Source organism: Bradyrhizobium sp. GW821-FHT12B03 (assembly GCF_058807535.1).
The window spans coordinates 30,889-45,052 of record NZ_JBXAQU010000016.1 but is presented as its reverse complement, the minus strand read 5'-3'; the positions used below and the strand labels follow the sequence as shown (position 1 = coordinate 45,052).

Below are 14,164 nucleotides of genomic sequence, written 5' to 3'. Positions count from 1 at the left end.
TTCCAATAAGAATTTGAGGGTGGAGGGTGCGTGCTTCTCGCGGTTTTCTCGGATATCCACGGCAACCGGCAGGCGTTCGAGGCCTGCCTGAAGCTTGCCCGTGCGAAGGGCGCGGAGCGATTCGTCCTGCTCGGCGACTTCGTCGGCTATGGCGCTGATCCGGAATGGGTCGTGGATACCGCGATGGAGCTGGTTGCCCGCGGCGCCGTCGCCGTGCGCGGCAACCACGACCAGGCGGTGAATTCCTCGAGCGAGACCATGAATGCCGAGGCACAGATCGCGATCGAATGGACCCGTGGCCGGCTTGACGCCGCGCAGCGCCGGTTCCTGGCCGAATTGCCGATGCTGGTGGAGGATAGCGACTGCCTGTTCGTGCATTCGGAGGCCTCCAGCCCCCAGCGCTGGCATTATGTCCGCTCGACCACGGACGCAGCCAAGAGCCTGATATCGACCCCCGCTCATGTCACCTTCTGCGGCCATGTCCATCGGCCCGCGCTCTATTCGATGTCCGTGACGGCAAAGATGACGAGCTTCGTGCCGAAGACCGACGTCCCGGTGCAGCTCCTGCGCGGACGGCAATGGCTCGCCGTGCTCGGCTCGGTCGGCCAGCCGCGCGACAGCGATCCCTCCGCGTCTTTCGTGCTGTTCGACACGGTCTCGTGCCAGATCACCTATTGCCGCGTGCCCTATGACATCGCGAGCGCGGCGAACAAGATCCGCGAGAACGGCCTGCCGCCCTGGCTCGCCGACCGGCTGTCGCAGGGACGCTGACGGCGATGCCGAAACCCCTGGTCAAATCAGGCGCGGAGATCGACGGCTACACCATCGGCGAATGCGTTCATGCCGGCGGCATGGCGACGCTGTGGACGGTCACACATCCCGGCATCGACGTCCCGCTGCTGATGAAGATCCCGCGGGTGTCGGAGGGCGAGGACCCCGCCGCGATCGTCTCCTTCGAGATGGAGATGATGATCCTGCCGCGGCTCGCAGGCCCGCACGTGCCCTCATGCTTCGGCACCGGCGATTTCGCGCGCCAGGCCTATGTGGTGATCGAGCGCATTCCCGGGACCACGCTCTACAAGCGATTGGCCGACCTGCCGCTGCCATATGAGGAGGCGCGGCTGCTGGTTGCGAAGATCGCGACCGCGCTCGCCGATCTGCATCGGCAGAACGTGATCCATCACGACATCAAGCCGAGCAGCATCATGTTCCGCGAGTCCGGCGAGGCGGTGCTGATCGACTTCGGCCTGTCACACCACAACCATCTGCCTGACCTCTTGCAGGAGGAGTTCCGCCTGCCTTACGGCACCGCGCCCTACATGGCGCCGGAGCGGCTCCTGGGCGTGCGCGACGACCCGCGCAGCGATCTGTTCTCGCTCGGCGTGCTGCTCTATTTCTTCACGACCGGCGAGCGGCCGTTCGGCGAGGGCGAAACGCTGCGCGCGATGCGGCGGCGGCTGTGGCGCGATCCGCATCCGCCGCGCGCGCTTCGCTCCGACTATCCGCCCTGGCTCCAGGAGGTGGTGTTGCGGTGCCTCGAGATCGAGCCGGTGCGGCGTTATCCGACTGCGTCCCAGCTCGCCTTCGATCTCACCCATCCTGACCAGGTCAAGCTCACGACACGCTCGGAACGGATGAAGCGCGACCCCCTCAGCGTCGCCTGGCGGCGCCGCTTCAACCAGGGCGTCATGCAGCCGCGCGCGAAATCGGATGTCGCAGCCCAGATCGCATCCAGCCCGATCCTCGCGGTCGCGCTCGACACGGCGGAAGGCGCGCCCGAGCTGAACGAGGCGTTGCGCGTCACCACCGCGCGCATTCTCGCGACGCTGCCCTCGGCGCGGCTTGCCTGCCTCAACGTGCTGAAGCTCAATCGCATCGCGATCGACCGGACGCTGGACGAGCAGGGTTCCAACAAACATATCGACCGGCTGGTGGCGCTCCGGCATTGGGCGACGCCGCTGAAGCTGGACGAGAGCCGGCTGTCGGCTCATGTGCTGGAGGCGGTCGATCCCGCAGCGGCGATCCTGGAATTCGCCGAGGTCAACCACGTCGACCACGTCATCATCGGGGCGCGGCAGGGCTCGTTCAGGCGCACGCTGCTCGGCAGCGTTTCGGCCAAGGTGGCCGCGGAAGCGGCCTGCACCGTCACTGTGGTGCGGCCGCCGCGGATGGCCGCGGATGCGGACGAGGCGGGTGCCGGTGAGGCGGCGGGATAAGCGGCGCCTGGCGTTTCGAGGGTAGGATCAGGCCGCGTGGGCGGTGTGGCCGGAGCGCTTGCGGCGGATTGGCCAGGAGAATTGCGGCCCGGGCTCGCCGTGGTCCGCGCTGCCGCCGAAATACTGGATGATCTCGCGGCAAGGCTCGCAGTTGAACAGGTTACGCGACGCGGATGCCTTGGTCATTTCCTTCAGGCAGTTCGGGCAATGCGGTTTCATAGGTTCGATCCGGAAAGAAGGTGCTAGTGTCGACGCTGCACGGGAAACGAATGGTCGAGGTCCGAATTGTCGAGCCCGGCATCGTCGTCCGTCGCGCCGTCGGCGCGCTCGAGCCGGCCGAAGAAATAGTCGAGGCTCGGATGCGGGCGTCGCGGAATCCGGCACCGGCGCTTCGGCTGACGTTTTACGAGTGCGATCTGCATGGACGTCAGCCCCGGCGATGAAGGCGATTGATGCGGGCGGAACGTGCCTCAACCCTCACCGGTCCGGCCGATGGGCCGAATACGACAAATGCACTGAAACCAAGCCACAACGCCACGCCAGTCCAAACCAGGGTCGTCGTCATGATGTGCTCCCGTCAAAAGCAGGCAGGAGCCAGTAGCGGTGATTTGCGCGAATCAGTGAAGCCCGGATGAGTACGGGTCGTAGTTGCAATTTTAGGCATCGCGCGCGGCGGCACCCGTAAAAGCCGCAGGTTTTTGCCTATGCGGCCGCCGCATCTTGCCCGTGTGCGCGCCTTCGAGGATATCCCTGACGCGCGGAGCGTCTCGAACAAAGCGAAACCCGTAGCGGCCGGTGTAGTCGGTATCGGGCGAACGGGTCGATCGCCCTGACGCGAAGTTGAGGTGGCAGGCTCCGCCGCCGATGTCGAGGATTTCGAAGTGGGCGTCCATCGCCTCGAACGGTGTCTGGCTGACCGTCCGTCTGCCCCAGGCCGTTCGCAGGATCAGCGCGCGGCGATCGGTGATCAGATAGAGCGTCTGCAGGTCTTGCAGCAGCATCACCAGCGGGGCTGCAACCATCGCAACTCCGAGCATCACGAGAGGTTGGGCCGCCTGGCCGATCCAGTCGTTTCTGATGGCGATGACGGTCAGCAACAGCCAGGGAAATCCGATCCACCAGAGAAACCGCCACATGACCATGCGGGCGACGGCGTCCGGTTGACCCTGCCAGACCACCCGCTCGCCGTCCTGCAGGGCCTCGATGCGCAGACGCTGCAGGCCTGCGGAAAACGGAGTGGCGCGGATTTCATCCATTCCAATTGGTCGCGGCGGCCGCAAGGCCGGTTCGGACCGCGAATGGCCGTCAGATGGCCTCGCCGCGCGCCGTTGCCGCCGCAGTGCGGATCGCGGCAATATTGTTCTTGTAGGCTTCCTGCGTGCCGCCCCTGAACACGGAGGTGCCGGCGACGAAGGCGTTGGCGCCGGCCGCGGCGAGCGCGCCCGCGACGTCGGGACCGACCCCGCCGTCGACCTCGATGTCGATCGGCCTTCCTGCGGTCATCGCGCGGATGTCGCGGATCTTGCCGATCGCGGAGGGAATGAAGGCCTGGCCGCCGAAGCCGGGATTGACCGACATCACCAGCACGAGGTCGACCAGGTCAATGACGTATTCGAGCGCGCTGATGGGCGTGCCCGGATTGAGCGAGACGCCGGCCTTCTTGCCGAGCGCGCGGATCGCCTGGAGCGAGCGGTGCAGATGGGGACCTGCTTCCGCGTGGACCGTGATGTGGTCGCAGCCGGCTTTCGCGAAGGCCTCGAGATAGGGATCGCAGGGCGAGATCATCAGATGCGCGTCGAAGATCTTCTTTGTGTGCGGGCGCATCGCCTTGATGACGTCGGGCCCGTAGGAAATGTTCGGGACGAAGTGCCCGTCCATCACGTCGAGATGGATCCAGTCGGCGCCGGCGGCGTCCACCGCGCGCACCTCTTCGCCGAGCCTGGAGAAGTCCGAGGCCAGGATCGAGGGCGCGATTGCCAGGGGGCGGGGGGCGAAGGCTTGGGTCATGGCGCTGTTTCCCGTGGCGGCCGAACGAGCAATGGGCCTCGCCTAACATGGGCCTCCGTGGCGGGCAATGCAGGACAGGCGTGCTTCCTGTGGGCGGAAATTTCTGCCGTCTGCGGCACGAATTGCCGGTGTTCCCGAAGCCGGAAAAGCGTGGTGAATGCGGATTTCATTGAGCTTTTCGCGCTGGCACGTCGCTTGCTGACTTCACTCCCAGAGCATTGACCGCGGCATGCCGCATCGGTTGGAGTTGTGCAATGTTGTTCGCCCTTGGTGCCGTATCGAGCGCACTCGACGCGATCCAGTCGCTGACGAACTCGAAATCGTCCTCGTCGATCCAGAAGACGGGGTCTTCGCAGAAGCCGGCGACCAATCCGTTCGCGATCGACAGCAGCAGCAACAGCACGAGCAGCGGCGCGACCTCGTCGGTCAACTCAGGCAATTGTCCGCAGATCGCGCCGGAGACGATGAGCGCGCTGCTCGCGGTGCAGAGCCAGTCGTCAGACAGCAGCGCAACGAGTTCGACCTCGTCAAGTTCGACATCCTCGTCAGCCACGGGCCGGGACGCGGCGCTGAAGGATCTGTTCTCGCAGATCGATGCGGACGGCGACGGCAACATCACCAAGTCCGAATTCGAGAACGCGCTCGGCGCCGGCGGCACCAATCTGGCCCAGGCCGACGACGTGTTCTCCAAGATGGATTCGAATGCCGACGGCAGCGTCAGCCTCGACGAGATGTCGAAGGCGCTGAAGAGCGGCCATCGTGGGCACCACGCTCATGGCGCGAGCGGCTCCGGCGATAGCTCCGGCAGCGGCTCGGATTCCTCCTCGACGTCGAGCGGCGGATCGACCTCGACCACGACGACCGCTGCCGACGGCTCGACCACCACCACGGTCACCTACGCCGACGGCTTCAAGATGTCGACGACCGTGCCGGGCGCGTCCAGCTCTTCCGGCAATTCGGCCTACGATCTGTTTGCCCAGTTGATGCAGCGGCAAGGCGGGCAGGGGCAAGGCGCCTCGGCAACTGCCGGCTCGTCCATGTCGATGAGCGTGTGACGCTTACCCTCTCCCCGCAAGCGGAGCGAGGGAACGCACCAACGACGCGGCCACTAACCAAACCGATCGCGCCACGCCGGCAGCGCGCCGGAGAATGGCAACGCCGTTGCGCAGTACACGCCCCGCGCAATCGCGCGCGCGACCACGTTGGCGGCGATCGTGCCGAGCTCGGTGAGGCCGACCAGCGGCTCGATCGGCTTCTCGCAGGTCGCAGCCGCGAACAGCACGTCGCCGTCGGTCGGTGCATGCACCGGATAGATCGCGCGGGCGAAGCCGGTGTGGGCGATCATTGCTAGTCGCTTGGCCTGAGGTTTGGTCAGCACCGCGTCGGTGACGACGGCCCCGATGGTGGTATTCTCGCGCGCGCTCGCCGCCGGACCGCCCTTGATGCGCATGCGGAGCATGTCGTCGGTGAACTTGTCAGGCAGGCCGCGTCCGCCGAATTCGCCGCCCACCTCGAACGGCGCCGCCCAGAACCAGGGCCCGTCGCCGACGGTGACACTGCCCACCGCGTTGACGGCGACGATCGCCGCGACCTTGACGCCGTCGGGCGTCACGGCCGAGGCTGAGCCGAGCCCGCCCTTGAACGTCGCGGTGGTGGCGCCGAGGCCCGCGCCGACGCTGCCGAGGGCGAAGTCCCTGCCGGCGGCGGCTGCCGCGGCGTAGCCGAGGTCGCGATAGGGCGAGAAGCGGCCCCAGGCCTTGTCGCCGCCATTGAGGAGATCGAACAGGATCGCGCCCGGCACGATCGGGATCAGCGCTTCGCGAACCCGGTGGCCGCGGCCCTGCTCGGCGAGCCAGGCCTGCACGCCACCGCCGGTATCGAGGCCAAAGGCGGAGCCGCCCGACAGCGCGATCGCGTCGACGCGCTCGACGGTATTGGCGAGATCGAGCAACGCATCCTCGCGCGTGCCGGGACCGCCGCCGCGCACGTCGATCGCGGCAACCGCGGGGGAATCGAAGATGATCGCGGTCGCGCCGGAGACGACTTTGGCATCTTCGGCGTGGCCGACACGGACGCCGGCGATATCGGTGAGAAGGTTTTTCAAGGACGGCACTCCATGCGCGAGAGCATGATCCGGAAAGGTGCGAAGCGGTTTTCCGAAAGGATCACGCTCAAACAAAGACCTGAAGCGCGATGACGATTCAACCAGATCGCATTGCGCTTCAGAGGCATCAGCGATAGCGCACCGATGCCGCCGGCTCAACTCGCCAGCGCGGTCCGGAGCATCTTGGCGAGCTCCGACTTGCGGTAGGGCTTGGCCAGCAGCAGAACGCCGGAGTCGAGCCGGCCGTGATGAACGATGGCGTTCTCGGTGTAGCCCGAGGTGAACAGCGTCTTCAGGTCGGGGCGGCGGCGGGCCGCTTCGTCGGCGAGCTGACGGCCGTTCATGGCGCCCGGCATGATGACGTCGGTGAACAGCAGGTCGATGTTCTTGTCGGAATCGATGATGGTGAGGGCTTCGGCCGCGTTGGCGGCTTCGAGCGCGGCATAGCCGAGGCTCTTGACCTGGGTCACGACATATTGCCGGACCAGCGCGTCGTCCTCGACGATCAGGATCTTCTCGGTGCCGCCGGCGATGGGCGCGTTCTGGAGCGCCTCGAACTCGGTCTCCTGCACGCCGGTGGAGCGCGGCAGGTAGATCTTCACGCTCGTGCCGTGGCCTTCCTCGCTGTAGATCTTGATGTGGCCGCCGGACTGCTTGACGAAGCCGAACACCATGCTGAGCCCGAGGCCGGTGCCCTTGCCGACCTCCTTGGTCGTGAAGAACGGATCGAACACCCGCTCGATCAGATTGGCCGGAATTCCGCTGCCGGTGTCGCTGACCGCGATCATCACGTAGTTGCCGGCCACGACGTCGGCGTTCATGCTGGCATAGCCGTCGTCGAGGAAGACGTTGCGGGTCTCGAGCACCAGGGTGCCGCCGTCGGGCATGGCATCGCGCGCGTTCAGCGCGAGGTTGAGGATCGCGGTGGAGAGCTGGCCGGGATCGACCAGCGTCGGCCAGGCATCCTCGGTGAGCTGCGGCATGATGGTGATCTGCTCCCCGAGGGTGGGGTGCAACAGCTTGGCGGCTTCGAGCGTCAGCGCATTGACGTCGATCTCGCGCGGCTGGAGCGGCTGCTTGCGGGCGAAGGCGAGCAGGTGTTTGGTGAGCTGCGCGCCGCGCTCGGCGGCGTCGTCGATCAGCTTGGTGATGGCGGCAAGCTCGGGGCGGTCGGCGACCGCGTCCGACAGGATGCCGATCGTGCCGGTGATGACGGTCAGCACGTTGTTGAAGTCGTGGGCGATGCCGCCGGTCAACTGGCCGATGGAATCCATCTTCTGGACCTGCCTGAGCTGGGCCTCGGCGGCCTGCTTCTCGGTCAGGTCGCGTCCGATGAAGAAGTGGCGCTTCACCGGGGCGGACCAGGTGCCCATCCAGTTCAGCGTGACCTCGTGACCGTCGTAGTGATAGTAGCGCGCCTCGAAGCTGCGCTTGACCGCGCCGCGCCTCGCCGCGCGCATCTCGCTGCGCGTCTTCTCGAGGTCATCAGGATGGATGAACTCGATCGCACTGTGCCCGACCATGTCGTCCGGGCTGAAGCCGAGGATGTCCTTCACACTGGGGCTGACCTGGATGAAATTGCCGAAACCGTCGGTGACCAGGATCAGGTCCTGCGAGGTCTCGAAAATGCGCTGGCGCTCCTCGATCTCGCGGTTGAGCGCCATTTCCGCTCGCTTCCGCTCGGTGACGTCGCGGGCCACCTTCGACGCGCCGATGATCTTGCCCTCGGTCGATCGCAGCGGGACCTGGCTCAGCACGACGTCGATAGGTTGACCGCTCTTGTGCAGCCGCACCGTCTCCTGCTGGTCGATGACCTCGCCGTTGCGGGTGCGAGCGAGATTCTCGGCGACTTCGTCACGCTGATCGTCCGGCATGATGATGTCGATGGAGCGGCCGACCGCCTCATTGGCGGAGTAGCCGAAGACGCGCTCGGCCGCGCTGTTCCAGGTCGTGATGGTGCCGTCGAGCGACTTGGTGATGATGGCGTCGTTGGAGGATTCGACGACGGCGGTGAACAGCCGCTCGCGCTCGGCGTGATAGTCGCGCTCGGCGTCCGATCGGCGCTTCAGCGCGCCGACCATGCTGGCGGTCTGCGCCTGGAGGCGGACATTCTCGACCAGGAGCACCGCGAGCACGAAGGTCGCTGCGCAGAGGCCGTAGAGGCGGCCGGCGTAGAAGCCGAGATCGAAGCGCGCGACGTTCACGATCGCCGAGAGCGCGATGTCGAACAGCCAGGCGCACATCACGACCATGAGCCAGACGTCGATCACCGAATGCGGCCGGCGGAACCAGAGCGAGACGAGGGCGGCAAAGCTGAGCGACCACACGGAGGACACGACGCCGATCATGGTCGGCGTGTAGTGGCCGTCGCGCAGCAGGACCGGGAGCAGATCGTGCTGGGCCGTGACGATCCAGGTGAAGACCGTCATGGCTGCGACGACGCCGAACACGATGGCGTAGATCGACCTGGTTGTCGTGCCACGGATCCTGGCGCCGCCGTCGGCCTCCTTCAGCCAGGCATAGCCCAGCACGAACATCGGGAAGCCGCCGTGCCAGATCATGTAGAGCCAGACCGTGGTTTGTCGGCCCGCGCCGAAAAGTCCGGTCGGGGTGAAGAGTCCCGGGAAGGTGAGGGCATGAACCAGCGCCGCCGCGGCGGTGAACAGATAGCCGCTCGCGAGCCACAGCAGCGCGCGGGTCCGCAGGACCGCAAACTGCGACAGCAGCAGCACGGCGGTGACGATGTCGCTGACGGCGAGAGCCGATTGATAGCTTGCGACAAAGGCCGGGACAGGCAGGAGCGGGATACCTGCGAAGGGGACGGCCACCGCGAACAGGAGCGCGGACACGCCGACGATTGCCAATGCAGCGGTGCGGTCGGTCGAGGTGGCCGGCAGGGTCGACAGGAATGTGCTTCGGTCGATCGTCGCGGGCACGTCCACCTCTCGCAGACCGGTCTTCGCCATCTTCATTGACGCCATTCGGATCCCCGCAGGCCGGCTCTATGGTAGCGGGTTACGGGTGCGCATGCTGAACTGTTGCGGCCACGACTCAACCGAAGGTTACAGCTTACTTAATTTTGGTGGGAACACGGAATAGGGATCGGGTAAGATGCGCTTTACTGGACGGTGCCATAATGCCCTTCCGCCGTAGTGGGTTCCAGGTTTGAATCATCGATTTTGATCTCAATATCCGGGAGTTGTTCCCAAATGCCCCGCGTTCTCATCATCGACGACCAGAAGGACGTCCGCGCGATGGTCGCGATCGTGCTGCGGGTCAATCATTTCGAGGTCGCGGAGGCCGAAAGCGGCGCGGCCGGGCTGAAGGCCTTCGCGGAAAGCCCGTTTGACGCGGCGATCGTCGATATCTTCCTTGGCGATACCAGCGGCGTCGATGTGATCGCGAGCCTGCGCGAGCGTGCGCCGGGGCTCCCCATCATTGCGGTGTCCGGGATGACGGCGCTGGATTTCATGGAACAATCGCCCCACCTCGCCAACGTGGTGTGTCTGCAAAAACCGTTTCGGCCGAACGATCTCCTGCAAGCGCTGCGGAAGGCGCAGGCCGCCGCGGGCGGCGAGCTGCCCGCAGCCGTCTGACCATGCGGCAAGGAGAAACGCCCCGGCGCAGGCCGGGGCGTGGTGACGGTTGGATGGCGGCCCGAGGCCCGGCAAGCGTTAGGTGCCGTTGCCTTTGATCTCGGCGTAGCTGCCCTTGGCATCCCATTTGTAGACGACGTAATCGAGCTGCTTGATGTCACCCTTGGCGTCATACTCGATCGGGCCGATCACGGTGTCCCACTTGCCGGCCTTGATCGCAGCCATGACCTTCTTGGCGTCGGTGGTGCCGGCCTTCTTGGCCGCCTGCGACCAGACCTGCATCGCCGCATAGGTGTAGAGCGTATAGCCTTCGGGGTCGATGTTCTTGGCCTTGAAGGCGTCGACGATCTTCTTCGCGGTCGGCTTGTTGCGGGGATCGGGGCCGAAGGTGAACAGCGTACCTTCGCCGGCGGGGCCGGTGATCGAGGCGTACTCCTTGTCAGCGAGCGCGTCGCCGGCCATCAGGATGGTCTTGAGGCCCTGGTCGCGCATCTGGCGCAGGATCAGGCCGCTCTCCTGATGGTAGCCGCCGACATAGACGAGATCGATGTTGTCGCGCTTCAGCCGCGAGACGATCGCGTTGAAGTCCTTGTCGCCCTTGTTGTAGGACTCGTACATCTTCTCGGTGATGCCGGCCTTGTTGAGCGCTTTCTTGGTTTCGTCCGCAAGACCCTTGCCGTAGGTGGTCTTGTCGTTGAGGATCGCGATGTTCTTGCCCTTGAAGTTCTTGGCGATGTATTGCGCCGCGACCAGGCCCTGCTGGTCGTCGCGGCCACAGACGCGTGCCACGTTCCAGAGCCCGCTGTCAGTGAACTTCGGGTTGGTGGAGGCGGGGGTAATCTGGAGCACGTTGCCGTCGGCATAGGCTTCGGAAGCCGGGATCGACGACGACGAGCAGTAATGCCCGGCGACGAATGGCATCTTCGCGCCCGCGATCTTTTCGGCGATCGAACGCGCCTGCTTCGGATCGCAGGCATCGTCCTCGACGGAGAGCGCAAGCTTCTTGCCGTTGACGCCGCCGGCGGCGTTGATGTCAGCCACGGCCATCTCGGCGCCGTTCTTCATCTGGCGGCCGAAGGCGGACTCGCCGCCGGTCATCGGGCCTGCGACTGCGACTGTGACATCCTGCGCGAACGCCGCGCTCGACAGCGCGATCGACGCGCCGAATGCCAGACCGATGAGCTTCAGTGATTTCATGAGATACCTCGCGGGTGGTCGCCTGTGGGAGTTGCCGGATAGGCCCGGTCCAAACCGGCGCCATTCTTGAATGAATTCGAGGAGAAGTCACCGGCAAAATACGGGCATCGGCGGAGATATCTCGCCACATTCGGCCGCACGCAGTCCCGCCTCAGCCGTGCCGGCCGCCTTCCAGGTAGGCGGCACGAATCTCGGGGCGCTGCAGCAACTCGGTGCCGGTCCCGGCCAGCGTGATCAGGCCATTGACCATGACATAGCCGCGATGGGCGAGCTTGAGCGCATGGTTGGCGTTCTGCTCGACGATCAGGACGGTCAGGCCGTCCTGCCGGTTCAGGGTGCGGATCGCATCGAAAATCTGGCGCGCGATCAGCGGCGCGAGCCCGAGGGAGGGCTCGTCGAGCAGAAGCAGGCGGGGGCGGCTCATCAAGGCGCGCCCGATCGCCAGCATCTGCTGTTCGCCGCCGGACAGGGTCCCGCCGCGCTGGGCGTAGCGTTCCTTCAGCCGCGGAAACAGCGTGAACACGCGCTGGAGCGTCGCCTCGCGTTCCGCGTCCGTGCATTCGGTGGCATCGGCCCCCATCTGGAGGTTTTCCGCCACGCTCATGCGCGGGAAGATGCGCCGCCCCTCCGGTGATTGGGCGATGCGTAAATGCGCGATCTCGTGGGTGGGCACGTCGGTGATGTCGCGGCCTTCGTACAGGATCTGGCCGGCGCGGGCCCGCGGCTTGCCGAAGATCGTCATCATCAGCGTCGACTTGCCGGCGCCGTTGGCGCCGATCAGTGCCACGATCTCGCCGGCATTGATCTCGACGTCGACGCCCTTCAGGGCCTCGATCTTGCCGTAGGCGGCGCGAAGGCTGCGGATCGCGAGCAGGGGAGTGGGCGCAGTCACGAGCCGCCCTCCATCACGGCCACGGCCTCGTCCTCGTCGGCGCCGAGATAGGCGGCGATCACCTTGGGATCGTCGCGGACCTCGCGCGGCGTGCCCTGCGCGATCTTCACGCCATGGTCCATCACCACGATGTGGTCGGAGATCTCCATCACCACCGACATGTCGTGCTCGATCAGGAGGATCGAGGTGCCGAGCTCGTTGCGGATCGACAGCAGCAGCTCGCTGAGAGCGGCGCTCTCGCGGGCGTTGAGACCCGCTGCGGGCTCGTCCAGGCACAGCAGCGCGGGCTCGGTACACATCGCGCGCGCGATCTCGAGCCGGCGCTGGTCGCCATAGGCGAGGTTGCCGGCGGCGTCGTCGGCGCGGTCGAGCAGGTTGATCCGCTTGAGCCAGTCGGTGGCGAGATCGATCGCGTGTCGTTCGGCGTCGCGATAGGTGGGGGCGCCGATCAGGCCGAGGAGGGTGAAGCCGGAGGCGCGCATCAGCGCGTTGTGCTGCGCCACCATCAGGTTTTCCAGCGCGGTCATGCCGGGAAACAGGCGGATGTTCTGGAAGGTACGCGCCACCTTGGCCTGCTTGGCGATGCGGAAATCGTTCAACCGTTCGAGCGCGATCACCCTGCCGTCGTCATGGGTGAGGCGAATGGTGCCGCCGCTCGGCTTGTAGAAGCCGGTGATGCAGTTGAAGACGGTGGTCTTGCCGGCGCCGTTCGGCCCGATCAGCGCGGTGATCTTCTTCCGCTCGGCCGAGAGTGACAGGTCCTGCACGGCGACGATGCCGCCGAACCGCATGGTCAGCCGGTCGACGCTGAGGATCTTCTCGCCGCTCATCCGTGCCCTTCCTTGACGAGGTCGGAGGAGATCGCCTGCGCCTTGGTCAGATACACGGTCGGCGCACGATGGCCGATCAGGCCGCGCGGCCGCCAGATCATGATCAGCACCATGGCCATGCCGAACACCAGCATGCGGTAGGTCTCCAGGCTGCGGAACAGCTCGAAGCCGCCGATCATGGCGAGCGCGGCGAGCGCCACGCCGAGCTGCGAGCCCATGCCGCCGAGCACGACGATGGCGAGCACCAGGGCCGATTCCTGGAAGGTGAAGGATTCCGGGCTGATGAAGCCCTGGCGTGTCGCGAAGAACGCACCGGCAAATCCGCCGAACATCGCGCCGGTCGCGAACGCGGTCAGCTTGGTGGTCGTGGTGTTGATGCCGAGCGCACGGCAGGCGACCTCGTCCTCGCGCAAGGCTTCCCAGGCCCGGCCGATCGGCAGGCGGCGCAGGCGGATCGTCACCCAGTTGGTGAGCAGCGCGAGCGCCAGGATCAAATAGAACAGGAAGACGATGCGGTGGGTCGGCGAGTACTCGATGCCGAGCTTGGCGGCGAGCCCGTCGTCGCTGTTGTCGAGCGGGATGCCGAAGAAGGAGGGGCGGGGAATGCTGGAGACGCCGTTGGGACCGCCGGTGAGTTCCTGCCAGTTGATGATGACGAGGCGGATGATCTCGCCAAAGGCCAGCGTCACGATGGCGAGGTAGTCGCCGCGCAGCCGCAGCACGGGGAAGCCGAGCAGCACGCCCCAGAACGCGGCGAGGATGCCGGCGAGCGGCAGGCAGACCCAGAACGACCAGCCGAAATTGGTGGCGAGCAGCGCGTAGGAATAGGCGCCCACCGCGTAGAAGGCGACGTAACCGAGATCGAGCAGGCCCGCGAGCCCGACCACCACGTTCAGTCCCCAGCCCAGCATCACATAGGTCAGCACGAGGATGGCGAGGTCGAGGATGTAGCGCTGGTCATAGAAGATCACAGGCACCAGCAGCGTGAAGATCAGCAGCGCGGGCGCAAGATAGCGGCCGACGAACGATAGGCCGCTCTTCACCGACGGCGGCACCAGCGTCTCGGTGCCGGTCGGGCCGATCCATTGCCGGAGCAGCTCGATCACGATCGAGCCGCCGAATACCGCGGCGACGAGGGCTGCGAGCTCGCCGAAGCGGGTCCAATAGGTGAGCTGGCCGTCCGAGCCCGCCTCGGTGCGGATGCCGACCATCAGCGAGAACAGCACCAGCGCGATCAGCGCGTTGACGAAGGCGGTCTTGAGGAGGGCGGGGATGCCCGTTGCAGATTTGGCCGTGTTGGACGAGGGAGCTGTCACGCGCGC

At 65.9% G+C, this 14,164-nt stretch carries 14 protein-coding genes; 4 read left to right on the top strand and 10 right to left on the bottom strand.

The window, feature by feature from the left end; all coding sequences use genetic code 11:
* The first annotated feature begins 30 nt into the window (after positions 1-30).
* Together AC1RUR_RS26565 and AC1RUR_RS26560 are read left to right on the top strand one after the other, a co-directional pair.
* Positions 31-771, top strand: a complete 741-nt coding sequence (locus AC1RUR_RS26565; RefSeq protein ID WP_492849488.1) for a metallophosphoesterase family protein — start codon at positions 31-33, stop codon at positions 769-771.
* A 5-nt stretch (positions 772-776) separates the two neighbouring features.
* Positions 777-2,216: a serine/threonine protein kinase gene (locus AC1RUR_RS26560; RefSeq protein ID WP_492849486.1), complete on the top strand. Its 1,440-nt coding sequence runs from the start codon at positions 777-779 to the stop codon at positions 2,214-2,216.
* A 27-nt stretch (positions 2,217-2,243) separates the two neighbouring features.
* Here AC1RUR_RS26560 and AC1RUR_RS26555 read toward each other — a convergent pair whose 3' ends face one another.
* The 4 genes from AC1RUR_RS26555 to rpe form a co-directional block, all read right to left on the bottom strand.
* A complete protein-coding gene (locus AC1RUR_RS26555) occupies positions 2,244-2,435 on the bottom strand; it encodes a hypothetical protein (RefSeq protein WP_183240773.1) in 192 nt (63 codons plus the stop codon).
* A gap of 23 nt (positions 2,436-2,458) precedes the next feature.
* Positions 2,459-2,638, bottom strand: a complete 180-nt coding sequence (locus tag AC1RUR_RS26550) for a hypothetical protein (RefSeq protein ID WP_492849484.1) — start codon at positions 2,636-2,638, stop codon at positions 2,459-2,461.
* A 234-nt stretch (positions 2,639-2,872) separates the two neighbouring features.
* The gene (locus AC1RUR_RS26545; RefSeq protein WP_492849482.1) at positions 2,873-3,472 is read right to left on the bottom strand and encodes a hypothetical protein; all 600 of its coding nucleotides are present in this window, start codon (positions 3,470-3,472) and stop codon (positions 2,873-2,875) included.
* A 49-nt stretch (positions 3,473-3,521) separates the two neighbouring features.
* Positions 3,522-4,223, bottom strand: a complete 702-nt coding sequence (gene rpe / locus AC1RUR_RS26540) for a ribulose-phosphate 3-epimerase (protein ID WP_492849480.1) — start codon at positions 4,221-4,223, stop codon at positions 3,522-3,524.
* Between the two features lie 254 nt (positions 4,224-4,477).
* Between rpe and AC1RUR_RS26535 the strand changes: the two genes are divergently transcribed.
* Entirely contained in the window at positions 4,478-5,278 is an 801-nt protein-coding gene (locus AC1RUR_RS26535; protein ID WP_492849478.1) for an EF-hand domain-containing protein, read from the top strand.
* A gap of 53 nt (positions 5,279-5,331) precedes the next feature.
* Here AC1RUR_RS26535 and AC1RUR_RS26530 read toward each other — a convergent pair whose 3' ends face one another.
* Both AC1RUR_RS26530 and AC1RUR_RS26525 read right to left on the bottom strand, forming a co-directional pair.
* Positions 5,332-6,327, bottom strand: a complete 996-nt coding sequence (locus AC1RUR_RS26530) for a P1 family peptidase (protein ID WP_492849476.1) — start codon at positions 6,325-6,327, stop codon at positions 5,332-5,334.
* Positions 6,328-6,482: 155 nt separating this feature from the next.
* Complete coding sequence (locus tag AC1RUR_RS26525; protein WP_492849474.1) at positions 6,483-9,308, bottom strand: PAS domain S-box protein; 2,826 nt, start codon at positions 9,306-9,308, stop codon at positions 6,483-6,485.
* A gap of 228 nt (positions 9,309-9,536) precedes the next feature.
* On the opposite strand from AC1RUR_RS26525, the gene AC1RUR_RS26520 reads away from it, so the two are divergent.
* Positions 9,537-9,923 carry a response regulator gene (locus AC1RUR_RS26520; RefSeq protein WP_492849472.1) on the top strand — a complete coding sequence of 129 codons (387 nt, stop codon included), beginning with the start codon at positions 9,537-9,539 and terminating at the stop codon, positions 9,921-9,923.
* A 78-nt stretch (positions 9,924-10,001) separates the two neighbouring features.
* On the opposite strand, the gene AC1RUR_RS26515 is transcribed toward AC1RUR_RS26520, so the two are convergent.
* From AC1RUR_RS26515 to livM, 4 genes are all read right to left on the bottom strand, one after another.
* Positions 10,002-11,120 (bottom strand): branched-chain amino acid ABC transporter substrate-binding protein, encoded by a 1,119-nt coding sequence (locus AC1RUR_RS26515; protein ID WP_492849471.1) that lies wholly within the window; start codon positions 11,118-11,120, stop codon positions 10,002-10,004.
* Between the two features lie 151 nt (positions 11,121-11,271).
* Entirely contained in the window at positions 11,272-12,012 is a 741-nt protein-coding gene (locus tag AC1RUR_RS26510; protein ID WP_492849469.1) for an ABC transporter ATP-binding protein, read from the bottom strand.
* Complete coding sequence (locus AC1RUR_RS26505; RefSeq protein WP_492849467.1) at positions 12,009-12,842, bottom strand: ABC transporter ATP-binding protein; 834 nt, start codon at positions 12,840-12,842, stop codon at positions 12,009-12,011. The genes AC1RUR_RS26510 and AC1RUR_RS26505 overlap by 4 nt, the downstream gene beginning before the upstream one ends.
* Positions 12,839-14,158, bottom strand: coding sequence for a high-affinity branched-chain amino acid ABC transporter permease LivM (gene livM / locus AC1RUR_RS26500; RefSeq protein WP_492849465.1), 1,320 nt, complete (start codon positions 14,156-14,158; stop codon positions 12,839-12,841). Before livM ends, AC1RUR_RS26505 begins: the two co-directional genes overlap by 4 nt.
* Between the last annotated feature and the right edge of the window lie 6 nt (positions 14,159-14,164).

What these genes read in the sequence shown, in the direction of transcription:
- rpe (WP_492849480.1), bottom strand. Translation starts at nt 4,223, where the DNA reads ATGACCCAAGCCTTCGCCCCCCGCCCCCTGGCAATCGCGCCCTCGATC.
- AC1RUR_RS26550 (WP_492849484.1), bottom strand. Translation starts at nt 2,638, where the DNA reads ATGCAGATCGCACTCGTAAAACGTCAGCCGAAGCGCCGGTGCCGGATT.
- AC1RUR_RS26560 (WP_492849486.1), top strand. Translation starts at nt 777, where the DNA reads ATGCCGAAACCCCTGGTCAAATCAGGCGCGGAGATCGACGGCTACACC.
- AC1RUR_RS26505 (WP_492849467.1), bottom strand. Translation starts at nt 12,842, where the DNA reads ATGAGCGGCGAGAAGATCCTCAGCGTCGACCGGCTGACCATGCGGTTC.
- AC1RUR_RS26555 (WP_183240773.1), bottom strand. Translation starts at nt 2,435, where the DNA reads ATGAAACCGCATTGCCCGAACTGCCTGAAGGAAATGACCAAGGCATCC.
- AC1RUR_RS26520 (WP_492849472.1), top strand. Translation starts at nt 9,537, where the DNA reads ATGCCCCGCGTTCTCATCATCGACGACCAGAAGGACGTCCGCGCGATG.
- AC1RUR_RS26525 (WP_492849474.1), bottom strand. Translation starts at nt 9,308, where the DNA reads ATGGCGTCAATGAAGATGGCGAAGACCGGTCTGCGAGAGGTGGACGTG.
- AC1RUR_RS26535 (WP_492849478.1), top strand. Translation starts at nt 4,478, where the DNA reads ATGTTGTTCGCCCTTGGTGCCGTATCGAGCGCACTCGACGCGATCCAG.
- AC1RUR_RS26545 (WP_492849482.1), bottom strand. Translation starts at nt 3,472, where the DNA reads ATGGATGAAATCCGCGCCACTCCGTTTTCCGCAGGCCTGCAGCGTCTG.
- AC1RUR_RS26515 (WP_492849471.1), bottom strand. Translation starts at nt 11,120, where the DNA reads ATGAAATCACTGAAGCTCATCGGTCTGGCATTCGGCGCGTCGATCGCG.